The following is a 23,348-nucleotide window of genomic DNA, read 5'->3' as shown; positions in this document are numbered from 1 at the left end:
TGCGCCACCAGGGCGCTGGCAAGTTCTTGGCATATGGCGTGCATTGCGGCTACCAGTGGGCTGCGGCTGGTTGCTGAGGGGTAGGGGAGCGCTATGTCGTCGTGGGGAAATGTGTTGGCGGTGGCGTATGTGGCCGCCGAGCTGCTGGTGCGTGTGGCGATGCTGCTGGTGGTGCCGCGTCGGCGCAGCACCGGCGCAGCGCAGGCCTGGCTGATGTTGATTCTGTTCCTGCCCTGGCTCGGTATCATCCTGTATTTTCTGATCGGCAGCCCCAAGCTGCCCGCCCACCGCCGCGCGCGCCAGCGCACGGTCGACCGCATGCTCAAGCAGATCGTGGCGCGCGCCGAGGCCGACCCCGAGCTGGCCCCGCTGTTTGATGTGCAGCTCAGCGAGCGCCACCGCCAGATCGCCGCGCTGACCCAACGGCTGGGCGGCATGCCGCCGGTGGGCTGCAGCAACGCAGTGCTGCTGCCCGACTACGACCTAGCGGTCGGGCGGATCATCGCGGATGTGGATCGGGCCCAGCGCGAGGTGCACGTGCTGTTCTATATCTTTGCCGACGACACCGTGGGCATGGGCCTGGCCAACGCGCTCATCCGCGCGGCGGGGCGCGGCGTGAAGGTGCGCGTGCTGATCGACGCCATGGGCTCGCGCAGCCTGGGGCTGCGGCGGGTGCTGGGCCTGCTGCGCGAGGGCGGGGTGGATGCCTGCGTGGCCCTGCCGATCTCGCTGCGCGACTACTCGCGCATCGACCTGCGCAACCACCGCAAGATCGTGGTGGTGGATGGCGAGGTGGGCTACACCGGCTCGCAGAACATGGTCTGCGCCGATTTCAAGCCCGGGATCGTGTACAAGGAGCTGATGGTGCGCCTGACCGGCCCGATCGTCGCCCAGCTGCAGGCCACCTTCATGATCGACTGGTACTCGGAGACCGAGCTGCGGCTGGATGATGTGCCCGTGCTGCCGCAGGAGGTCGCCTCCCAGGGCAGCGTGGTGGCGCAGGTGCTGCCCAGCGGCCCCGCCTACGACTCGGACAACGTGCCGCTGCTGTTTAGCGCCCTGCTGCACGCCGCCCGCGAGCGCGCCGTGCTGGTGACGCCCTACTTCATCCCCGACGAGGCGCTGCTGGGCGCTATCGAGTCGGCGGCGTACCGTGGGGTGGATGTGCACTTGGTGGTGTCGAAGGCCGCCGATCAGTTCGCGGTCTCCCGCGCCCAGCGCTCGTACTACGACGAGCTGCTTGAGGCGGGCGTGACCATCCATCTCTACGACCCGCCGAACCTGCTGCACGCCAAGCACCTGAGCATCGACGATGATATGGCGGTGATCGGGTCAAGCAATGTGGACATTCGCTCGTTTCGGCTCGATCTGGAGATCTCGGTGGTGTTCTACGGGCCGTATGTGGCCGGGGCACTGCGGGCGGTGGAGGAGCGCTACTTTGCCTCGTCGCAGCGCCTGCGCGCCGAGGAGTGGCGGCGCAGGCCGGTGCGCCAGCAGATGGTAGAGAACACCCTGCGGCTGATGAGCCCGCTGCTCTAGCGGCAGCCTACATGGCTCGGGCGCAGAGGGCTGGGGAAAAGCGGCGCGGCGGCAGCCGCCCCAGCCATCCCGCGCTGGGCGGGATCATGGCCAGCGGCACCATGCGGCCCCTCGCGCGGGATAGGCGAGGCCGCCTGTGCTGCGGCAGCTATCCAGCGCCTGCGCGCTTACTCCCGAGGCATCTGTGCGGCAGCCTGTCACGCTATGGCAGGCTGCCGCTTTGTTGCGGCGCTGGCAGCCCCCTCGCATTACCCCTGCTGTCTTGGAGTCTTGCTGGTAGAAACTCCCTGCCTTGAGCAGGTAGTGACTCTGGCTCAAGCGGCACTGTGTTTGCACCAAATGATCTAGGGCTTTAGAATGGGAAATGTCGCTTGACTTAGAACGTGTGTTCTTATATAATGAGATCTATAAATACGAGAGACTACGAAAGCTCACGCGGGCATTCATCCAAGCAGACTTCCTTGCTTCTGCGTCAGCACCAGTAGCGGGAAGAGAGGCTGCAGATGATTCGATATGGCCAGCATGGGGTGAGGCGGCAAGGCCAGCTTGCGGAATGGGTCGGGCGAGTATTTGCGCGCCCACAGCCGATCGAGGTGGTCGAGCAGCGCTATAACTTCCTGCCGCGTCGGTTTCGTAGCGCAGGCTGCCTGTGGAGCGTCCGCGCGATCCGGCGCAGCTGGGATGTGGCGGCGACCGCGATTCTACCGCCGCGCCGCTACTTTCATGTGCTGTGCGACGATGGCGGCGAGCGGATGCTCTTTCAGGAGCTGCGGCAGGGCATGTGGTATCTGAGCGCGTAGGGGGAAGCGATGTACTACGGTTGGTTTGATGACAACCCCAAGCTGGCGGTCGAGCTGAAGATTCAGGATGCGATCGATGCCTATGTGCGCCGCTTTGGCAAGCGCCCGAACGTGGTGCTGGTGAACGAGGCCGATGTGGCCGAGATCGCGGGGATGGTGGTGCGCGCCGAGAGCTTCATCCGTCGGCATAACTTCTGGGTCGGCTGGGAGGATGCGGCGCGCGCGGTGCCGATGGGCGCTGGCAAGGCTGCGGCTGCGGCCTAGCGCCCGCGCGGCCCCGCCCACACATGTGGGCGGGGCTTTGCTGTGCCGCTAGGCCGACGGGCGCCACCACTCGCAGCGGTTCTGCGCGGCCTGGGCCATGGTGGCCGTCAGATCCTGCAGCTCTTTGCAGCGCTGCACGGTGCGGAACTCGCAGTTGTTGCAGCAGTGGACGGCGGCGTGGCACTGCCAGCAGAACTGGGCCACGCTGTAGAGCGAGGCGCTGCACTGCCAGCAGGTCAGCTCGCGCACGTCGTCCTCGTCCAGCGGCGCTGGGGGCTGCCACTCGCCGCCGCTGGGGGCGCTGGTGAAGGTGACATTGCCGGGGGTGAAGGCCTGCTGGTTGCGCAGGTGGGCCAGCCCGGTCTGCGCAGCAGCGTTATGGGGGTTGATGGCTAGCACGTTCTCCAGGGCGATCTGCTGGTCGCCCGCGTCGGTGACCGCGCCGCTGAGCCAGAGCCAGGCCAGCTCGTTCTGCTCGTCCTGCTCGATCACGCGCATCAGCAGCGCCTGGGCGTCCTCGTAGCGCCCTTCGGTGACGGCGACCGCACCATCATAGAGCCAAGCTGCAATATCGTCGGACATAGTTTCTCCTGCTGTGGCGGCGCTTGGGGCGTGGGTACCCTCGCTAGGTGCATTGTACCGCATCTTGCTGCGATGTGGGATGGTAGGTGCGGCCTTGCGTTTTCGGCACGCGGGAGATCGTTTACCACCAAGACTCCAAGGCACCAAGGGGCGAAAGAACCAATTTCCTCACGAAGGCACGGCTTCATGGGTTGGTTTGCCCCTATCGCATGCTTTTGGAGAACGCATAGATCCTTCGGCGTATTGGGGAGGCGTTTTTGGTGAAATGGCGCGGTGCTGTTGGGTCGGCCAGGGTGCGCCTTCGTGGAATAGCGGGCGCTCTTGGATGGTGGTGGATGCCCTGCGCGGGCGGCGAGGGGCCAGCCCCTCGGCACCCCGCGAGGGGGTACACCCCCTTCAAACTCTCAGTGTGAGGCATTCCGATGCCGTTTCCTGGCGGCTGATGTGCGTGCATAGGGCCATCAAAACATTAGCGGCACCTTCGCCGCATGGGATGGGGGGCGGTGGTGCGCCGCGCCAGCCATGGGAACATTGGTGTAGGGGCGGATCTTGTGTCCGCCCGCAACGCATTCATCGCCCGCAACGTCGGAGCACGCGATGAATGCGTTGCGGGTGCATCGAACCCCAATATCGCCGCATGGGGTGGGTGAGATGGTGCCGAACCGTGCAACAGCGCGGCCTCGCCCATCCGGCGAAGGTGTGCGATAGGTGCTTCTGGCCATAATCCCACCCGTAGCGACGAGGTGGCGGCGCACGAGGCGGCGCGATTTTTCCTGCATGCTGCGGCGGTGGTTTGCCTGATCCCGCATCCCCGATCCCCGACCCCTAAGCCCGCCCCTAGATCATCCCGCCGTTGACGTAGATGATCTGGCCGTTGATCCAGCGCCCCGGCCCGGCCAGCAGCGCCACCACCTCGGCGATGTCGGCGGGGGTGCCCAGGCGCTCGATCGGGTTGGCCTTGGCCATCCGCTCGATGGTGGCCTCGTCCTTGCCCTCAAAGAACAGCTCGGTGGCGGTGGGGCCAGGGGCCACGGCGTTGACGGTGATGTCGCGACCGCGTAGCTCGCGGGCTAGGATGAGGCTGACGGTGTCGACCGCGCCCTTGCTGGCGGCGTAGGCGGCGTAGCCGGGCAGCGCCATCTTGGTGACGCTGGTGGAGAAGTTGATGATCGCCCCGCCCGCGCGCAGCCGCCGCGCCGCCTGCTGGCTCACCGCGAAGGTGCCCCGGATGTTGGTGTGGTAGATCCGGTCGAGCGTGGCCAGCTCCAGATCGGCCACGCTGGAGAGCGCCATGATCCCCGCCGCGTTGGCCACCACATCCACCCCGCCGAACGCGCTTTCCGCCGCGTCGAACAGCGCCGCGACCGCCTGCTCGTCGCCCACATCGGCCTGCACGGCGATGGCGTGCCCGCCCTTCTCGACAATGCCCGCCACCGTGGCGCTGGCCTCGGCCTGGTTGCTGGCGTAGCCGATGGCCACGGCCATACCGTCGGCGGCCAGCCGCTCGGCCACGGCCCGCCCGATCCCCCGCGACCCGCCGGTGACGATCGCGACCCGCTGTGTGTTCTCGCTCATAATCAATGCTCCTGGCTGTGCTGACGGTGTGGCTTCAGTATGCCCGAGCGGGGCTGCCATGTGGTAGACTGATCGTGGCGAAGGATTGCCTGATCCTGCAAAAGCGCGGAGGGGAGATGGAGACAGACTGGCTGGAGACGGGGCGGGCCGAGCTGGCGGGCCTGATCGCGCGCCACGCCACCGGCGCGGGCGCGCAGCCCACGGCGGTGCCCGCGCTCTACTTCTTTCAGGCGGTGGAGCCGACCGACTGGACACACTCGTTCTACGAGCCGTCGCTGTGCCTGGTGGCGCAGGGGCGCAAGGTGGCGGCGCTGGGCGACGAGGAGCGCTGCTATGACCCTGCGCACTTCCTGCTGGTGTCGGTGAGCCTGCCGATCGGGGCGCGTATCCTGGAGGCCACGCCGGAGAGGCCGCACCTGGGGCTGCACATCAACCTTGACCCGGCCACGGTGGCCGCGCTGGCGGTGGAGCACCCCGCAGCGCAGGCGGGGCGCGATGCGCCGCTGGGCATCTCGGTGGGCGAGCTGGATGCGCTGCTGCTGGATGCGCTGCTGCGGCTGGCGCGGCTGGTGGAGCAGCCCGCCCATATCGCCGCGCTGGCCCCGCTCATCCAGCGCGAGATCATCTACCTGCTGCTGGTGGGGGCCGAGGGGCCGCGCCTACGGGCCATGGCGGCGGCCAGCGGGCCGACCCAGCGGATCGCCAGCGCCATCGGGGTGCTGCGCCGCCACTACGCCGAGCCGCTGCGCATGGCCGACCTGGCCCGCGAGGTGGGCATGAGCGTGTCGGGGCTGCACCACCACTTCAAGGCGGTGACGGCCATGAGCCCGCTGCAGTACCAGAAGCACGTGCGGCTGCAGGAGGCGCGGCGGCTGATGCTGACGCAGGATGTGGATGCGGCCAGCGCCAGCTTCCAGGTGGGCTACGAGAGCCCCTCGCAGTTCAGCCGCGAGTACCGGCGGATGTTTGGCGCACCGCCTCGGCAGGATGTGGCGCGGCTGCGCGGCGGTGCCTAGCGGCGCAAGATCCTGCCGCTAGGCGGGCGCGTACTCTAGGCGGTATGCTCTATGGTTGAGCGTGTGCGGCGGTAGGGTGCTGAAAATGCCTTCGGCAGAGTGGAATTGGTGATCTCTCATGTGTGTGATATGGCGCAGCTCGCCGTATCACACACATGAGGGGCGTTGCTGCCGCAGGCGTTCGATCAGGCACGCTTTCCATTTTTGGGCGGTGGAGCGGCCTGTTTTCTCTGGATGCGGCGCGGCTGGGGCTACTCGCCCAGCTGGTAGGTGTAGACCCGCGCGTTGTGCTCGCCGGGCTGGAACCCGGCCTCGGCCAGGGCGTCGAGCACGGCAGCGCCAGCGGGGAAATGGGCGCGCACGTACATCTCCGGCTCGTCGGGGTTGGGGCTGCGGCGCACCTCGGCCAGCAGCCGCACGAGCTGGGCGTGCGGCCCCGCCGCGTAGCCCACCCAGCACCCGCCCACCCGCGAGGTGGTGACGATGGCCCAGGCCTCGTCGCCAGGGATGCCCACCACCTGCCCCGCCGCCAGCCGCTGGCGCAGCTGCTGCTCGGTCAGCTCGTAGGCCGTCCAGCTCACCGAGAACAGCCCGCTGGTCTGGCGCAGCAGCGGCGAGGCCGCGATCTCGGCCAGCAGCTGGGGCAGGCGCTCGGGGCCGAGCGGGCGGAAGGCTGGCTCGCCCAGCACCGGCGCGCCCACCCACCAGCGGGGCCGGTTGGAGAGCGTGAAGCCCAGCTCCTCGGCCAGGCGGTGCATGGTGGTGTTGCTCTCGTCGGTCTGGTAGCGCAGGGTGCGCTTGCCGCGCTCGCGCGCCGCCGCGATGGCGTGGCGGATCATGGCGCGGGCGAAGCCCTGGCCGCGAAACGCCGGGTCGACCCGCACGCCCTCCAGCCAGTCCTCGGCGGGCGTCAGGCCGGTGAGCTTGCACAGCGCCACCGGGCGTTCGTCGCCCAGCGTGCCCACAAGCATGGGGCCATCCTCGGCGTGCAGCCATGCGTCCCAGATCGAGGGGATGTAGTCGGTGCCGCCCCAGACGGTGGCGACCATGGCGAACACGGCCTCGCGGTCGCCCTCGCGGGCGGGGCGGAAGCTGAGCGGGGTGATCTGGTGGTGCATGGGTCTCTCTTCTCCTCGGCTTTTTTTGCATCATAGCACACCTGTTTGTTTTCCCTGCCCCAAAACAGATCGGCAATATGGCCGATATCGGCGGTTGTTCTTTTTGAAAAAGGATAGACGCATGGCATACGACTACGACGCGATCATCGTGGGGGGCGGCCACAACGGACTGACCTGCGCGGGCTACCTGGCGCGGGCTGGGATGCGCGTGCTGGTCTGCGAGCGCAGGCCGATCGTGGGCGGCGCGGTCTGCACCGAGGAGGTCATCCCCGGCTACAAGATCGACGTCGGCTCCTCGGCCCACATCATGATTCACATGACCCCGGTGGTGCGCGAGCTGGAGCTGGAGCGCTACGGGCTGGAGTATATCGACATGGACCCGTGGGGCTACCACCCGCTGCTGGGCAGGCCGGGCGCGCTGGCCTTCTACCGCGACTTCAACCGCACCTACGCCTCGATCGAGAAGATCTCGCCGCAGGATGCCGAGGCCTACCGCGAGTTTGTGGAGTTCTGGCGGCCCATCAACGAGGGCGTATTCGAGGCCTTCATGCGCCCGCCCAGCATGGGCGCGCTGGTGGGCGGCGTGGCCAAGGGCCAGATCAAATCGGGCCAGATCGCGCGCTCGATTGAGACGACGCGGCGGCTGTTCTCATCCTACGGCCAGCTGATCGCCGAGACCTTCCGCAGCGAGCCGATGCGCGCGGCCATGACCTGGCTGGCCGCGCAGTCTGGCCCGCCGCCGGATGAGCTGGGCGCGGGCGACTTCTTCGGCTGGCACACCATGATCCACCAGAGCGGCGCGATGCACCCGCGCGGCGGCTCGGGCATGCTGACCCAGGCCATGGCGCGCTCGCTGGAGGCGGCGGGCGGCGTGGTGCGGCTGGATGCGCCGGTGCGCCAGATCGTGGTGCGCGGCGGCAGGGTGGCGGGCGTGGTGCTGGAGGACGGCGATGCGGTCAGCGCGCCGCTGGTGGTCTCGAACGCGCACGTGGTGACGACGCTGCTGGGGCTGGTGGGCGAGGCCCACCTAGAGCCGCGCCTGGCCGAGCGCATCCGCTCCATCCGCATCGGCAACGGCTTTGGCATGACGGTGCGCTGCGCCGCCGAGGAGCTGCCCGACTATACATCCGACCCATCCGGCGGCAGGCCGCACGAGAGCCACCACGGCCTGCAGCTGCTGGCCCCATCCATGCAGTACGTGCGTGATGCCTACGCCGACTACCTGCGCGGCGAGCCATCGCGCGACCCGGCGGTGATCGCCATGACCTTCAGCGCCATCGACCCGGATGTTGCGCCGCCCGGCAAGCACACGGTGTTCCTGTGGTCGCAGTATTTCCCCTACGAGCTGGCGGGCGGCAGGCAGTGGGACGACATCCGCGAGGGCGTGGCCGACAATGTGCTGGAGGTGCTCTACCGCTACGCGCCTAACATGCGCGGCAAGATCATCGACCGCTTCATCCAGACCCCGCTCGACCTAGAGCGGCGGCTGGCGCTGCTGCGCGGCAACGTGATGCACGTGGAGATGTCGCTCGACCAGATGTTTATGTTCCGCCCGCTGCCCGAGCTGGCCTCGTACCGCATGCCGATTAAGGGCCTGTATATGACCGGGGCCTCGATGCACCCCGGCGGCGGGGTGTTCGCGGCGGCGGGCTACAACGCCGCCCGCACGGTGCTGGCCGACCGCGCCCGCGAGCGCGCCAAGCTCTGGCTGGGCGGGCTGGCCGCAGGCGCGGCGGGCCTGGCGCTGGCTGGGCGCATGGCCGCGAAGGGGAGCCGTTAACCACGAAGACGCGAAGGCGCGAAGGGGAAAGGGAACAGTTCACCACCAAGACTCCAAGACACCAAGTTTTGGAGTTTTGGTGGTGAACGCTCGACGAAGGCGGGTGAACGCTCGACGAAGGCAAACCTTACCCACCCATCCCATACGGCGAAGGTGCCGCTAGGGTCTTGATGGCCATATGCACGAACACCAGCTGCTTGATTTCGGCATAGGAATGCTACAAATTGGGGTTCCAAGGGGCATCGCCCCTGGCGGGGTTCCAAGGGCGCGGAGCCCTTGGTGCCGCCCGCACAGGGCAGTCACCACCCAATCACGAAAAACCCTATCGTGAATGATATAGCCCTAGCCGCCGCCCGTGCAGGGCACACACCCAGTGCAAAAGAGGAACCATCAACATTGAGGCCGCCCTCCCGCTCAGCCCTGCACGGGCGGCCATGGCAGAAAACGCCTACACCACCCGCTCGATCATCGTGCGCTGGGCGCGCAGCTCCAGCGTGTCGTCGATCGGCTCCAGGTCGTCGCGGCCATAGCGGCGCAGCAGCGCGCGGCGGATCAGGTCGTCGGCCAGCTGCGGGTTCTTGGGCAGCAGCGAGCCGTGCATATAGCAGCCGATAGTGTTCTTGTAGACCGCGCCCTCGGTGCCGTCCTCGCCGTTGTTGCCGAACCCGGCCAGCACCCGGCCCAGCGGGCGCACGCCCTGGCCCAGGAAGGTCTGCCCCGAGTGGTTCTCGAAGCCCACCAGCCGTACGGGCGGCTGGCCCTCGGCCAGGCTGGCCTCCACCACGATATTGCCGATCAGGCGCTTGTGGCCGCCCACAGTGCGCAGGTCGAGCGCGCCGATGCCCGGCAGCTTCTCGCCAGTGTGGGTGAGGAAGTGGTCGCCCAGCAGCTGGTAGCCGCCACAGATCGTCAGCATCACCGCGCCATCCTCGATGGCGGCCTTGAGCGACGCGCCCAGCCGCCGCACGAGGTCGTGCGCGATCAGGGCCTGGCCGCTGTCCTGCCCGCCGCCGAAGAACAAGATGTCGAGGCTGGACCAGTCCACCGCGTCGCCCACGCCGATGGGCACCACCTGCGGCTCGATGCCGCGCCACCTGCAGCGCTGGCTGAGCGTGAGGATATTGCCGCGGTCGCCGTAGATGTTCATCTGGTCGGGGTAGAGATGCCCGATGCGCAGCTGCATGTGTGTGCCTCCTGATGCCGTGAGATTGCTGCCGTTTTTGCTGTGCGGAATAGGCCTATTATACGGGGATCGGGGCCAGATCCATCTGATAGCGATGTGAGAAACGGCTGTACACCCGATATCCCAAAGTTATCCCAACTTATCCCACAGAATCCCACATGGTTTCCCACAGGGATGCGGTGAGATTAGAACACTTGTTCTAATTTTCGTAAAGCCTTTCCGCTCGGCGGCGTAAAGCGATTCGCGTGCGCCATGCCTGCGTATTTTGGAGCCTTTATGACCCCCTTGGAGCCTTGGTGGTAAAAGAACCTCGGGCCTTCGTGATGAGCAGGTTGCTGGTGTTTGGTGGGTGGGTGCCCTGCGCGGGTGGCGCCGAGGGGCCAGCCCCTCGGAACCCCGCCAGGGGGCATCGCCCCCTTGGAATCCCCAATGTGTAGCCTTCCTATGCCGAAATCCGGCGGCTGATGTGCGTGCATATGGCCAGCTTGCACGAGTAGCGCCTTCGCCGCATGGGCCGGGTGGATGAAGAGCTGTCTCTTCCCTGATCCCTCTTCCCACTCACCTTTGTTCTCTTGGAGCCTTGGAGTCTTGGAGGTAACGGTTTTTTGTTCCCTTCGCGCCTTCGCGCCTTCGTGGTATTCGTCCCCAGCAGATTGACGCGCCGCCGACAGGAACGTACAATAGCAGCGCCTGACGCAGGCGCTTTTTTTCGCCCCCGGAGCACACAAGGCGACACCGCTATGACGATAAAGATGCTGCACCTTGCCGACCTTCATATCGGCATGGAGAACTATGGGCGGGTTGACCCCGCCACCGGCCTGCACTCGCGGCTGCGCGACTACCTCGACCGGCTGGATGAGGCCATCGCGTTCGGGCTGGAGAGCGATGTGGACTTGGTGCTGATCGCCGGGGACGTGTACAAGAACCGCACGCCCAACCCCACGCACCAGCGCGAGTTCGCCCGCCGCATCAACCAGCTGCGCAGCGCGGGGCTGCCGGTCTACATCCTGGTGGGCAACCACGACATCTCGCCCGCCGCTGGGCGCGCCCACGCGATCGAGATCTTCGACACGCTGGCGCTGGAGGGCGTGACCATCGCCGACCGCGCCAGGGTGGATGTGATCGAGACCAAGTCGGGGCCGGTGCAGATCATGGCTATGCCGTGGGTGACGCGACATAACCTGCTGACTAAGGAGGAGCTGACCCGCGCATCCATGGTGGATGTGGAGATGCTGCTGCTCTCGCGGGTCGAGCAGTTTCTGCGCACCAAGGCCGAGGAGCTTGACCCGCGCATCCCGGCGGTGCTGACGCTGCACGGCACCATCGACGGCGCGACCGTAGGCATCGAGCGCCAGATCATGCTGGGGCGCGACATGATGCTGCCCAAGAGCTTCGTGTCGCTGCCCAACATCGACTATGTGGCGCTGGGCCACGTGCACAAGCACCAGCTGCTGGTCAACCAGCCGCCGGTGGTCTACAGCGGCAGCATCGAGCGGATCGACTTTGGCGAGGAGCACGAGGACAAGGGCTGCGTGCTGGTGGAGCTGGAGAAGGGCCGCACCACCTGGGCCTTCCACAAGCTGGCCGCGCGGCCCTTCGTCACCATCAGCGTGGATGTGCGGGCCTCATCCGCCCCGCAGCAGCGCGTGGCCGACGCCATCGCCAAGCGCAGCGTGGATGGGGCCGTGGTGCGGGTGCTGGTGCAGGCCACGGCAGAGCAGGCCAACCTGCTGCGCGCATCCGAGATCCACCAGCAGCTGGAGGCGGCGGGCGCGTCGGTGGTGGCCACGATCAAGGTTGAGGTCGAGCGGGCCAGCCGCAGCCGCCTAGGAGCGGGCGCGCAGGAGCTGCTGGATGGCCTGACGCCGCGCCGCGCGCTTGAGCTGTACCTGCGCTCGAAGAACACCGACGAGGCCCGGATCGCCGAGCTGCTGGCCGCCGCCGACGACCTGTTCGCCGAGCAGGGCATCGCCGGGTAGCCAGAGAAACGCCATGCACCACCCCGCCCCCGCCCGCGCTGGCCGCGCCGCCATCGCGGTCTTCGCCCTGCTGCTGGGCATCTACCTGCTGACCACGGGCGGCCACCCCTACGCCGTGGATGAGGAAATGATGCTGAGCCTGACCGAGAGCATGGCGCTACGCCACAGCTTCGCGCTCAACACCGGGTCGCCCCCCGTCTACAGCACCTACGGCCCGGCCCAGTCGATCGCGGCGCTGCCGTTCTACGCGGCGGGCCACGCGCTGGGCGCGCTCTGGCCCGCCGAGGCCGGGCCGTGGCTCATCCGCCTAGCGATCAGCTGGTTCAACCCGTGCGTGACGGCGGCGGTGGCCGCGCTGGTGGTGCTGGCCGCCTGCGAGCTGGGCTACAGCCGCCGCGCCGCCGTGGGGGCCGCGCTGCTCTACGGCCTGGGCACTATGGCCTGGCCGCACAGCAAGACCTTCTTCGCCGAGCCGCTGACCGCGCTGGTGCTGTTCGGCTCGCTCACGCTGGCACTGGCGGCGCGGCGCGGCCCGCGCGCGCTGGCGCTGCTGGCCGCCTCGGGGCTGCTGGGCGGGCTGGCCGCCGCCATCAAGATCCAGGCTGGCATGGGTCTGCCGCTGATCGGGCTGCTGGTGTTGGCCGATGCTGTGCGGGCGCGGCGCTGGCACGCGGGCGCGCTGCGCTGCGCGGCCTGGGGCGCGGGCGCGCTGGTGGCGCTGGGCCTGCTGGGCTGGTACCAGTACGCCCTGTTCGGCAGCCCGCTGCGCAGCGGCTACGGCGACATCGGCGGGGGCTTCACCACGCCGTTCTGGCGCGGCTTCAGCGGCCAGCTGTGGAGCCCAGGGCGGGGTATCCTGTGGTACGCGCCGCCGCTGGCGCTGGCCCCGCTGGGCATGTGGCTCATGCGGCGGCGGCACGCCGATGTGGCCCTGCTGTGCGGCGCGATGTTCATGGCCCAGGTGCTGTTCTACGCCGCGTGGTGGGCCTGGGAGGGGGCCGGGGCCTGGGGGCCACGCTTCCTGAACGTGGCGCTGCCCTTCGCCGCGCTGCCGCTGGCCGCGTTTCTGGCCGAGCTGGGCGCGCGCCGCTGGCGCAGGCTGGCCCTGGCGCTGACTGTGGCCGTGGCGCTGCCGGTGCAGGCCGCCGGGGTGCTGGTCAACCTCAACAACTATTTCAGCCTGACCCATAGCGACAAAGTGAGCGCCGCGAACGTGGGCGACTCGGCCATCCTCATCCACTGGGGCTTGATCGCCGACCGCGCCGGGCGGCTCTACGACCGCTTCCTCGCGCCCGCGAGCGTGGCCCTCCGCTCGGGCTTCTCCTACAGCGAGGGCGAGCCGACGCCCGTCCCCGGCTCGCGCTGGGGCACGAACGACGAGCAGCGGCCCCAGCTGCCGCGCTGGACGCTGGAGCGCGCCGAGCTGGCCGTGCGCCCCACGGGCGGGCCGGTGGCGCTGCTGCTGCGCCTGAGCAGCTGCGCCGCCCCGCAGGAGGTGCGCGTGCGGCTGCTGCTGGATGGCCGCGAGGTGGTGGGCGAGCACGCGCCCTGCCCGGCCCGCGCCTACCGCCTGAGCCTGCCCGACCGCGCTAGCACGCTGGAGATCGCATCCACCACTTGGGATCCAGTGGATTTCGGGGGGAAGCGCGACGAGCACCTGGGCGTGCAGGTGCTGGCTGTGCAGGCCACGGCGGGCGGGCAGCCGCTGGCGCTGCGGGGCGACCCCTTCGCCATACCGCCCATGCCCAATGACGTGACGGCGGCGCGCTACTGGATGACCGATCACCGCTACGCCCACTGGGACTTCTGGTGGTGGTACATGGCGCACACGCGCTACCCGGCGCTACCCAATGCGGCCCTTGCCGCCGCGTGGCTGGCCGCCGCGCTTGGGCTGTGTGGCTGGGGTGCTGCCCGGCTGCGTGGCATTTTCAGAGATAACGATTAAGAGATTTTTACACTGGGGCGGTGGGTTGAGCCGCCGCTTTATGGCGCATAGGGCCGCACTTGTAAAGCAGAAGTGGGTGCAGCAATGGGCTTTTTGCGGGCATGGCGAGTGTTCATGTATGGTGGGTAGTAGTCTGGTGAGTGTAAAGAGTTTTGTGTGGGTGGGCGCTTGACATCGGCGGTTGGCTATGCTATAGTCGCACCTAGATGTAGGGCATCTACCGATACCTGACACAAGATGTTGTGATTTTATGGCAAGTTTGCTCGCCATAGAATGGGTTGCGCGGTCAACTGCACAACGATGTGTGTGGCTTGACGTAACACAATATCATTTACAAAAGAGCACTCTCTGCCGCCGAGCTGTTTGATCCAAGACAGCGCGGTTTTTTATCGCCTTTGGGTTTACTGTTTGGGGCGAGACGCGCTGATCCTCATGTTAAGGCGGTATGATGGGGATGGTTTGCGGGCGTCGCTTTCAATAAGTGGGTTGAAGTTAGGAAAAGAAGAGCGCTCAAAGCAGAGTATTGTAAAAATATTCTGCTTTTTTGATTTATGTTAGAGAAACGTATTTACTACGCTCTTGTGTTATTCTTACTTTGCATAAAATAAATATCTGCATTTGTTTATTGATGTTCTACGGTTGACAATCTAAATATGCTATGGTACACTCCGAATGTTCTAGATATAGTGTGTATATTTATTATGTGTACTGTATCTAGATTATCTGCCCCGCATATAGCTGATCATTACTCTCTGTAGCAATTGTCATTTTCGTGCCATTTGGCTCTCATTTCTGTCTCTAAACGCAGATCTTTGAGCTAGATGGACTTCTTTCATGCTCTGTATTGTTTTTAAGGTGAGATCTATGTCAATTGAGACGATCCTAGCTGAGGAGCTTAACGAGAGCCAGACCCCGCCGCTGGATGCCAAGGACGCCGGGCTTGTGGTCCCCACCACCATCACCAAGCGCGATGGGCGCGTGGTTCGCTTTGACTCCGACCGGATCGAGCGGGCGATCGCGCGCTGCTTCGCCAGCTTTGGCCGCACCCCGGCCACTCCTGCCGATGACCTGGTGCGCCGTGTGGTGAACATCCTCGCCGCCAAATCGGCGGACAAGACCCCCTCGGTCGAAGAGGTGCAGGACATCGTCGAGACGGTGCTGCAGGCGGCGGGCGAGTTCGAGGCAGCCAAGCGCTACATCCTCTACCGCGCCGAGCACGCCCAGCAGCGCAAGGAGCGCCCGGTGCCCACCAAGGTGCGCCAGGCCTTCGAGGAGTCGAAGCAGTACTTCCCCACCACGCTGCAGCAGTTCCAGTACTTCGACAAGTACGCCCGCTTCAACTACGACCTGGGCCGCCGCGAGACCTGGATCGAGACGGTGGACCGCGCCGTCGACTACCTCTACGAGCTAGCCGGGTCGCGACTGCCCCGCGAGACCTACGAGCGCATCCGCCGCAGCATCCTGGAGATGCGCTCGATGCCCTCGATGCGCCTGCTGGCCATGGCCGGCCCGGCGGCGCGGCGCAACAACATCGCGATCTACAACTGCTCGTACCAGCCGGTCGAGTCGATCGACTCGTTCGTCGAGGCCCTGATCATCTCGATGGCGGGCTGCGGCGTGGGCTTCTCGGTCGAGAGCAAGTACGTCGAGAGCTTCCCGCGCATCAAGCGCCAGAGCGGCCTCGCGCCCGCGCACATGGTGGTGGATGACTCCGCCGAGGGCTGGGCCGACGCGCTGCGTTTCGGCATGGAGCGCTGGTTCGATGGCGGCGACGTGACCTTCGACCTCTCGCAGCTGCGCGCCGCTGGCGTGGCCCTGCGCACCAAGGGCGGGCGCGCATCCGGCCCCGAGCCGCTGCGCCAGATGCTCAACTTCGCCCGCTCGCGCGTGCTGGCCCGCCAGGGCAGCTTCCTGCGCCCGCTGGACGCCCACGACATCATGTGCGCGGTGGGCAACGCGGCGGTGAGCGGCGGCGTGCGCCGCACGGCCATGATCTCGCTGTTCGACTACGACGACGAGGAGATGCGGCTTGCCAAGTCGGGCGACTTCGAGCGCGACAACAGCCAGCGCTGGAACGCCAACAACTCGGTGGTGTGGCCAAACGGCGGCCTGGGCCAGCACGAGTTTATCAAGCAGTTCATGGAGATGGTGGACTCCGGTCGCGGCGAGCCGGGCATCTTCAACCGCGAGGCGGCCAACCGCCTTAAGCCCGCGCGGCGTACAGAAGCCGAGTTTGGCACCAACCCGTTAAACCTAGCGGCATAGGGCGGGCGACCCCCTATGAAAACCCTGAATAACGGAGGAAGTCCAGGCGTGGATAACTCCGTCGCACAGCCCGAAAGGGAAGGCGCGAACGAGCGACAAAGGGCATCTCAATCGAGATGGTGATGCGCTCTGACCTGCACCTATAACGCACGGGAAGAAGGTGCAGACTGCGGCAGAAATGACCGCAGGCTACCGCAGCAGCGGTAGGCTAACAGATGTGGTGGTGAGATCAACCTGCGCCCCTGGCAGTTCTGCAACCTGACGGCGGCGGTGGCCCGCGCCGACGACGACTTCGAGAGCCTGCGCGACAAGGTGGAGGTCGCGACGATCATCGGCTCCATCCAGTCGATGGCCACGCACTTCCCCGGCCTGCGCCCCATGTGGCAGCAGAACTGCGAGGAGGAGCGGCTGCTGGGCGTGGACATCACCGGCCAGATGGACAGCCCCGCCGCGCAGGATGGCAGCATCAAGGCGCAGCTGCGCGAGATCGCAACCCAGGTGAACCTGGAGACCGCGCAGGCGCTGGGCATCAACCAGTCGGCCTCGATCACCTGCGTGAAGCCCTCGGGCAACTCGTCGCAGCTGCTGAACTGCTCGTCGGGCCTGCACGCCCGCTGGGCACCCTACTACGTGCGCAACGTGCGCGTGGCCGTCCACTCGCCGCTGTTCAAGGTGCTGCGCGACGCTGGCGTGCCGATGGACCCCGAGAACGGCCAGACGCCCGAGAACGCCAACACCTGGGTTATCCATTTCCCGGTTAAGGCACCCGAGACCGCGATCACGCGCAACGGTCGCTCGGCCATCGAGCAGTGCGAGTTCTGGCTGCAGAACAAGCTGCAGTGGACCGACCACAACCCGAGCTGCACGATCACGTACCAGCCGGATGAGGTGATCGACCTGATGAAGTGGGTGTACGAGCACCGCGAGCAGATCGGCGGCCTGTCGTTCCTGCCGTCGTTCGATGCCAACTACGCCCAGATGCCGTATGTGGAGATCGAGAAGGAAGAGTACGAGCGCCTAGCCGCCGCCTTCCCCGAGGTCGACTTCTCGAAGGTCTGGCGCTACGAGGAAGAGGATCTGACCACGGCGGCGATGGAGCTGGCCTGCTCCTCCGGCTCGTGCGAGATCGACCTGATCTAGCGCGCTCTGGCGGCACACCATGTGATATATGAGCGGCGGCGGGCCAAATTGCCCGCCGCCGCTCGTTGTATTGGGTGGATTCTCGAATGCCCTGAAGCGAAGGAGATGCCCCATGGCTCGTCTGCTCCCCCGCGTGGCGCTTGGCGCTGCGGCGATCTGCGCGCTGGCCGCGTGCGCCGGTGCGCCCGCCGCCCCCCAGGCCGCTGCTACCAGCGCGCCCGCCACCGCCGCGCCTGTTGCCACCAGCGCCCCTGCTGCCACCGCCGCCCCTGCCGCCACCGAGGCCGCCACTGCGCCCGCCATCATCGAGGTCACACCTGCGACCGCCGCCACCGCCGAGGCCACCGCGCCTGCCGCCGAGGGCGGCGTGCTGCCCGCGCCGCTGTACGTTGGCGTCAACGGCCAGATCGAGCGGATCGAGCGCGACGGCACGACGCGCGCGACGATCACCAGCGAGCCGAGCGACGATGGCGCTATGGCCGTGACCGAGCTGGCCGCCGCGCCAGGCGGCAACCAGCTGGCCTATGTGGTGCAGAAGCAGGGCGGCGGCGTGGCGCTGGTCACCACCGATGGTGAGGGCAAGAATCGCACCGTGCTGTTTGATAAAGATGCGAGCAGCATCACCAGCCTGGTGTGGTCGCCCGATGGTAGCGCTCTCATCACCGCGATCTCGCAGACGGATGCGGCCAGCGGGGCGATGACCGGCGGCGTGTACCGCATCCCGGCGGCGGGCGGCGAGCCGAGCCTCATCCAGGCCAACGACGTGCTGACCCAGACCGCCACGACCGCGTCCGAGGTGCTGCCCGACAAGTATGGGTACACCCCGCAGACCTTTTCGCCCGACGGCAAGAAGCTGCTGCTGGTGCGCTACTCGCTTCAGGTCGAGCAGTCCGACCAAGTGGTGATCCCCGCCGAGGGCGGCCCTGCGGTCAGCTTCGCCCAGCCCAGCAGCGATCTGCACTTCGGCGGCATCTCCACCGCATGGAGCCGCGACAGCGCCAGCCTGTACACCACCTTCACGCCCGGCGACGACCGCTATATCTACGGGGCAGGCCTGTGGCGCACCAGCGCATCCAGCGGCACCAGCGAGCAGGTCATCCCCAGCGAGGTGGGCGGCAAGGTGCCGATTGTGATCTTCCCGTTCGAGACAGCGGATGGCCGCGTGCTGGCCTTCGTGGGCGAAAGCCCCAAGCTGCCGAGCATGTTCGAGGAGGATGTGCAGAATCTGCCCTCGTTCCAGCTCGCCGAGCTGGATCTGGCCAAAGGCAGCTGGAAGGTGCTGCGCGAGGAGTCGTTCTTCAGCCCCACCAAGATCGCGTGGGCACCGGATGGCAGCGGCGCGGCGATCTGGTACAACACCCGCGAGGCGCAGGCCAAGTTCACATGGCTGCCGGTGGATGGCCAGCCGGTAGAGCTGGGCAAGGCCGAGGATCTGAGCGGGTTCTCCTGGGGCAGCTAGGCGCGCTCGCCCATTGCAGTGCGAAAGGCGGCGGGGGCTACCCCGCCGCTTTTGCATGCCGCGCGGCGCTCACTCCTCCAGCACGATCTCGCCGCTGCGCCCGCCGCGCTTCTGGGCCAGGCGGATGTCGGTGATCTGCATGCCGCGGTCGACCGCCTTGCACATGTCGTAGATCGTCAGCGCCGCCGCGCTCACGGCGGAGAGCGCCTCCATCTCCACGCCGGTCTTGCCGGAAGTGCGCACGGTGGCCTCGATCAGCAGCGCGTCGCCATCGGGGCCGGGCGCGAGATCCACGGCCACGTGGGTGAGCAGCAGCGGGTGGCAGAGCGGGATGATCTCCCAGGCGCGCTTGGCGGCCATGATCCCGGCCACCCGCGCCACGGCCAGCACATCGCCCTTGGGCATGTCGCCTGCGACGATGCGCTGGAGCGTGGCGGGCAGCATGCGCACCGCGCCGCGTGCCACCGCCTCGCGCTGGGTGACATCCTTTGCGCCCACATCGACCATGTGGGCGTGGCCCTCGGCATCTAGGTGGGTCAGATCAGCCATTGTGGGCCTCCTGTGGGGTGAAAATGATGACAGCGCTTCACAAAATCTTTATTCGGAACATGTGGGCGAGAAAAGAGCGCATATGTGATTGGGAAGCCGAGAATTGCCACCGACCATGCATCGTAGCCAGCGAGGCAACGGCTAATATAGGACCAAGATGGTATCAGAATTCGTTGAAAAGTCGCCCCCGCTAGTATATAATGAGCCGCGAAGTGGGGCAAAGTGGGGCAAAGTGGGGAATTTTCCCGCAAAACGCTTTAACAGTGGCGAACGAATGTTCGAGGCGGTCAAGCGATGTTTCTTGGCGAATACGCACACACCATCGATGACAAAGGGCGGCTGGCCGTGCCGGCGCGCTTCCGCGAGCAGCTTGGCGAGGGCCTGGTGGTCACGCGCGGCTTCGAGCACTGTCTGATGGCGTTCCCGATCGCCTACTTCGAGCGGCTGGCCGCCCAGGTCAGCGGGCTGTCGCTGGGCAGCGCCGAGGCGCGCGACATGCGCCGCCTGCTGTTCTCGGGCGCCTCCGACATGCCGCTGGACAAGCAGGGCCGGATCAACATCCCGGCCAACCTGCGCGAGTACGCTGGCCTGAAGGATAAGGACACGGCGGTGATCGCAGGCATGCACACCCACTTCGAGATCTGGTCTGCCGAGCGCTGGCAGCAGGTGCTGGATGGCCTGGATGTCAACGGCGGCGCGATCGCAGGCAAGCTGGCCGAGCTAGGGATGTAGCCGATAGTACGGGCCACAAAGATTGTAACGCATGTGCAATATTCCAGCGGCAATCTCTGGGGCATAATAGAGCGGCAGGCGATCTGAATGAGCGATAACGAGCAGGTGTCTGGCGGGGCCGCGAGCGCAGCCCCAGCGCCGTTTCGACATATGAGCGTGCTGCTGTCCGAGGTGATAGCAGGCATCGCGCCGCACCCGGGCGGGCGGTACATCGACGGCACGCTGGGCGGCGGCGGGCACGCCCTGGCGGTGCTGGCTGCCAGCTCGCCGGATGGCCAGCTGATGGGCATTGACGCCGACCCGGCGGCGCTGGCGGCTGCGGCCCAGCGGCTGCGGCCCTACAGCCAGCGGGCCACGCTGGTGCACGGCAACTTCGGCCAGATGGCCGAGCTGGCCAGCGCCAACGGCTTCACCGATGTGGACGGGATCGTGCTGGATCTGGGCGTCTCGTCGCACCAGCTGGACACGCCCGAGCGCGGCTTCTCGTTCATGCACGACGCGCCGCTGGACATGCGGCTCGACCCGACCCAGGGGCCGACGGCGGCGGATCTGGTGAACGAGCTGCCCGAGACCGAGCTGGCCGACACGATCTACCGCTACGGCGAGGAGCCGGGCTCGCGGCGGATCGCGCGGGCGGTGGTGGAGGCGCGGCGCGCGGGGCCGATCGCGACCACGCTGGCCCTGGCGTCGCTGGTCGAGCGGGCCTTGGGCGGGCGCAAGGGCAAGATCCACCCGGCCACCAAGACCTTCCAGGGGCTGCGGATCGCGGTCAACCGCGAGCTAGAGCAGCTGGAGCGCGCGCTGCCCCAGGCCGTGTCGCTGCTGCGGCCCGGCGGGCGGCTGGCGATCATCTCCTTCCACTCGCTGGAAGACCGGATCGTGAAGCTGTACTTCCGCGCCGAGAGCGGCAGGCCCACCATCGGCCAGCGCGAGGCCGGGTACGAGGAGCGCGAGCCGCTGCTGCGGCTGGTGCAGACTAAGCCGATCATTCCGAGCGACGACGAGCAGCGCTCCAACGCGCGCAGCCGCAGTGCAAAGCTCCGGATCGTGGAGCGCATCTAGCCTGGCGCAGGGCGGCAGCCGAGCGCCCACCATACTACAACACGCATCGGAGACGCCTATGGCGATAAATTGGCGAAAACCTTTCCCGCTAGCCGAGGCACGGGCGACCCGCCTGCAGCTGCCGCGCTACCTGCAGCTTGATGGCGGTCGCTACCTCATCCTCGCGGCGGTAATCCTCGCCCTGATGAGCCTGCTGTTCTTGGCGCAGACTGGCACCCTGGCCACGCGCGGCTACGAGCTTGGGCGTCTGGACGCGCGCAAGACCGAGCTGCTGCGCGAGCAGAGCCAGCTGGAGCTGCAGCTGGCCGAGGCCCAGTCGCTCTCCAACGTGCAGCAGCGCGCCGACGCCCTGAAGCTGCGCCCGATGACCCCCGACCAGGTGCGCTACATGACCATCGCGCTGACGCCGACCGCGCTGCCCGCCGCTGCCACCCCCGCCCCCAGCAGCACCGAGCCAACCCCGACGCCGACACCATAACATCTGCGCGGTAGCCCCGGCTGCCGCGCGCTGGTATCTATGGCCACAAACACCACAAAGAACCCAACCACCTCGCCCGCCCGCCCCATCACCATCAGCCGCTGGCGCATCAATGCCATTTTGCTGGTGGTGCTGCTGCTCACGCTGCGCACTGGCGTGCGCCTGGCCGACGTGCAGCTGCTGCAGCACGCCGAGCTGGCCCAGGCCGCCCGCAGCGAGATCGACCGCACGATCACGCTCCAGCCCCAGCGCGGCATCATCCGCGACAGCAAGGGCAACACCCTGGCGATGGATGTGGACCGCGAGAGCCTCTACGCCGACACCCGCCAGATCGCGCAGGATGATGTGGCCCCCATGGCCCTGCTGCTCTCGGCGGCGATCGGCCAGCCCGCCGACAAGCTGCAGAGCCTGCTGGGCGACAAAGACCGCTACCATCGGCTGGCGCGCTGGCTCACCCCCGAGGCCGCCAAGACCGTGCAGAAGCTGATCGAGGACAACGGCTGGGAGTCGGCGCTGGTGCTGCAGCCCGAGCCGAAGCGCGTCTACCCGCAGGGCCAGTACGCCGCCCAGGTGATCGGCGCGGTCAACTACGAGGGCGTGGGCATCAGCGGGGTGGAGGCCTACTTCGACACCGAGCTGAAGGGCATCACCGGCACGCTCAAGGCCGAGTGGGATGCGGGCAACAACCCGATCTGGCTGAACCCGCCTGAGACCAACCCGGCCAGCGACGGCTTCGACCTGCAGCTGACGATCGACCCGCTGGTGCAGCATGTGATCGAGGATGAGATCAAGAAGGCGGTGGATGAGCAGAGCGCCACCGGCGGCACCGTGATCGTGATGGACCCCAAGACCGGGGCCATCCGCGGCCTGGCCACCTACCCCAGCTACGACCCCAACAGGTATAGCGACTTCGACGAGCAGCTCTACTCGCGCAGCCCCGCCGTAACCGACACCTACGAGCCAGGCTCGACCTTCAAGATGGTTACAGCCTCGTCGGGCCTGCAGAGCAAGGCTTTCACCGCCGACACGCTAGTCGATGACCCCGGCGTGATCGGGCGCTACGGCACCACGCTTTCGAACTACAACGGCGGCGGCCACGGCCCGATCAATGTGGGCCAGATGCTCTACTACTCCAGCAACGTGGCCGCGCTGCAGTTTGCCGAGCTAGAGGGGCCGGAGACCTTCTACAAATTTGTGCACGCGTATGGCTTCGGCCAGCCCACCGGGATCGAGATCGCGGGCGAGAGCGCGGGGATCGTGCCCGACTACACCAGCGAGTCGTGGTCGCCCATCCAGCTGGACACCAACGCCTACGGCCAGGGCATCGCGGTCACGCCCATCCAGATGGTGCGCATGGCTGGCGCGATCGCCAACGGCGGCACGATGATGAAGCCCTACCTGATCGAGAAGAAGTGCAAGGGCGAGGTGTGCGAGTCCACCAAGCCCCAGGTGGTAGGCCAGCCGATCGCCGCCGACGTGGCCTGGACGGTGCGGCGCATGCTGGTGAACAACGCCAACTCCTACGCCAAGGTGGTGTGGGGGCCGCGCACGGGCGACTACTCCGATCAGTGGCTGGTGCCGGGCTTCCAGGTGGGGGCCAAGACTGGCACCGCGTCCATCCCCGACGGCAACGGTAGCTACGAGCCATACGTGATCGGCTCGGTGCTGGGCTTCGCGCCCGCCGAGGATGCGCGCTACGCCATCCTGGTGAAGATCGACCGGCCCCAGAAAGACCAGTGGGGCCTGCAGTCCTCCATCCCGGTGTACCAGCGTGTGGTCGAGCAGCTGATGCGCTACGACCGGCTGGCCCCCGACATGGCGCTGGTCAGCCCTGGGCAGGAGCCGTATGTCACCCAGGTGAGCGCCAGCGCGCAGCCCTAGC

General features: G+C 67.0%; 16 protein-coding genes and 3 pseudogenes. 14 read left to right on the top strand and 5 right to left on the bottom strand.

Annotated features, from left to right (window positions below; genetic code table 11):
* The first annotated feature begins 93 nt into the window (after nt 1-93).
* The 3 genes from cls (at nt 94) to F8S13_16125 (ending at nt 2,603) form a co-directional block, all read left to right on the top strand.
* Entirely contained in the window at nt 94-1,539 is a 1,446-nt protein-coding gene (cls, locus tag F8S13_16135; GenBank protein ID KAB8142069.1) for a cardiolipin synthase, read from the top strand.
* A 503-nt stretch (nt 1,540-2,042) separates the two neighbouring features.
* Nucleotides 2,043-2,339 (top strand): hypothetical protein, encoded by a 297-nt coding sequence (locus F8S13_16130; protein KAB8142068.1) that lies wholly within the window; start codon nt 2,043-2,045, stop codon nt 2,337-2,339.
* Between the two features lie 9 nt (nt 2,340-2,348).
* The gene (locus F8S13_16125; GenBank protein ID KAB8142067.1) at nt 2,349-2,603 is read left to right on the top strand and encodes a hypothetical protein; all 255 of its coding nucleotides are present in this window, start codon (nt 2,349-2,351) and stop codon (nt 2,601-2,603) included.
* 48 nt (nt 2,604-2,651) lie between these two features.
* Here the strand turns inward: F8S13_16125 and F8S13_16120 are convergent, their stop codons facing one another.
* Together F8S13_16120 and F8S13_16115 are read right to left on the bottom strand one after the other, a co-directional pair.
* Nucleotides 2,652-3,185: a tetratricopeptide repeat protein gene (locus F8S13_16120; protein ID KAB8142066.1), complete on the bottom strand. Its 534-nt coding sequence runs from the start codon at nt 3,183-3,185 to the stop codon at nt 2,652-2,654.
* An 837-nt stretch (nt 3,186-4,022) separates the two neighbouring features.
* Complete coding sequence (locus F8S13_16115) at nt 4,023-4,760, bottom strand: SDR family oxidoreductase (protein KAB8142065.1); 738 nt, start codon at nt 4,758-4,760, stop codon at nt 4,023-4,025.
* Between the two features lie 116 nt (nt 4,761-4,876).
* Between F8S13_16115 and F8S13_16110 the strand changes: the two genes are divergently transcribed.
* On the top strand, nt 4,877-5,776 hold the full coding sequence (locus tag F8S13_16110; GenBank protein ID KAB8142064.1) for an AraC family transcriptional regulator: 900 nt from the start codon (nt 4,877-4,879) through the stop codon (nt 5,774-5,776).
* Nucleotides 5,777-6,027: 251 nt separating this feature from the next.
* Here F8S13_16110 and F8S13_16105 read toward each other — a convergent pair whose 3' ends face one another.
* Nucleotides 6,028-6,894, bottom strand: a complete 867-nt coding sequence (locus F8S13_16105; GenBank protein KAB8142063.1) for a GNAT family N-acetyltransferase — start codon at nt 6,892-6,894, stop codon at nt 6,028-6,030.
* Between the two features lie 121 nt (nt 6,895-7,015).
* Between F8S13_16105 and F8S13_16100 the strand changes: the two genes are divergently transcribed.
* Nucleotides 7,016-8,674: an NAD(P)/FAD-dependent oxidoreductase gene (locus F8S13_16100; protein KAB8142062.1), complete on the top strand. Its 1,659-nt coding sequence runs from the start codon at nt 7,016-7,018 to the stop codon at nt 8,672-8,674.
* Between the two features lie 448 nt (nt 8,675-9,122).
* Here F8S13_16100 and F8S13_16095 read toward each other — a convergent pair whose 3' ends face one another.
* A complete protein-coding gene (locus F8S13_16095; protein ID KAB8142061.1) occupies nt 9,123-9,857 on the bottom strand; it encodes a glutamine amidotransferase in 735 nt (244 codons plus the stop codon).
* 752 nt (nt 9,858-10,609) lie between these two features.
* On the opposite strand from F8S13_16095, the gene F8S13_16090 reads away from it, so the two are divergent.
* The 5 genes and pseudogenes from F8S13_16090 to F8S13_16070 all read left to right on the top strand — a co-directional run bounded on the left by F8S13_16090 (nt 10,610) and on the right by F8S13_16070 (nt 18,645).
* A complete protein-coding gene (locus F8S13_16090; GenBank protein ID KAB8142186.1) occupies nt 10,610-11,836 on the top strand; it encodes an exonuclease SbcCD subunit D in 1,227 nt (408 codons plus the stop codon).
* Nucleotides 11,837-11,849: 13 nt separating this feature from the next.
* Nucleotides 11,850-13,781: a hypothetical protein gene (locus F8S13_16085; protein KAB8142060.1), complete on the top strand. Its 1,932-nt coding sequence runs from the start codon at nt 11,850-11,852 to the stop codon at nt 13,779-13,781.
* Nucleotides 13,782-14,645: 864 nt separating this feature from the next.
* Nucleotides 14,646-16,028 (top strand): annotated as a pseudogene (locus F8S13_16080) (recombinase).
* Between the two features lie 240 nt (nt 16,029-16,268).
* Nucleotides 16,269-17,186, top strand: a pseudogene (locus F8S13_16075) (recombinase).
* Between the two features lie 112 nt (nt 17,187-17,298).
* On the top strand, nt 17,299-18,645 hold the full coding sequence (locus tag F8S13_16070) for a hypothetical protein (protein KAB8142059.1): 1,347 nt from the start codon (nt 17,299-17,301) through the stop codon (nt 18,643-18,645).
* A 69-nt stretch (nt 18,646-18,714) separates the two neighbouring features.
* Here F8S13_16070 and moaC read toward each other — a convergent pair whose 3' ends face one another.
* Complete coding sequence (gene moaC / locus F8S13_16065) at nt 18,715-19,194, bottom strand: cyclic pyranopterin monophosphate synthase MoaC (GenBank protein ID KAB8142058.1); 480 nt, start codon at nt 19,192-19,194, stop codon at nt 18,715-18,717.
* Nucleotides 19,195-19,488: 294 nt separating this feature from the next.
* On the opposite strand from moaC, the gene mraZ reads away from it, so the two are divergent.
* The 4 genes and pseudogenes from mraZ (at nt 19,489) to F8S13_16045 (ending at nt 23,347) form a co-directional block, all read left to right on the top strand.
* Entirely contained in the window at nt 19,489-19,926 is a 438-nt protein-coding gene (mraZ, locus tag F8S13_16060) for a division/cell wall cluster transcriptional repressor MraZ (GenBank protein KAB8142057.1), read from the top strand.
* A gap of 87 nt (nt 19,927-20,013) precedes the next feature.
* Nucleotides 20,014-20,988, top strand: a complete 975-nt coding sequence (gene rsmH / locus F8S13_16055) for a 16S rRNA (cytosine(1402)-N(4))-methyltransferase RsmH (protein KAB8142056.1) — start codon at nt 20,014-20,016, stop codon at nt 20,986-20,988.
* Between the two features lie 58 nt (nt 20,989-21,046).
* A pseudogene (locus F8S13_16050) lies at nt 21,047-21,385 on the top strand (hypothetical protein).
* 120 nt (nt 21,386-21,505) lie between these two features.
* Nucleotides 21,506-23,347: a penicillin-binding protein 2 gene (locus F8S13_16045; protein KAB8142055.1), complete on the top strand. Its 1,842-nt coding sequence runs from the start codon at nt 21,506-21,508 to the stop codon at nt 23,345-23,347.
* Nucleotide 23,348: the final 1 nt, after the last annotated feature.

The organism is Chloroflexia bacterium SDU3-3, from assembly GCA_009268125.1.
GTDB lineage: Bacteria > Chloroflexota > Chloroflexia > Chloroflexales > Roseiflexaceae > SDU3-3.
This window is presented reverse-complemented; position numbering and strand designations above follow the sequence as displayed.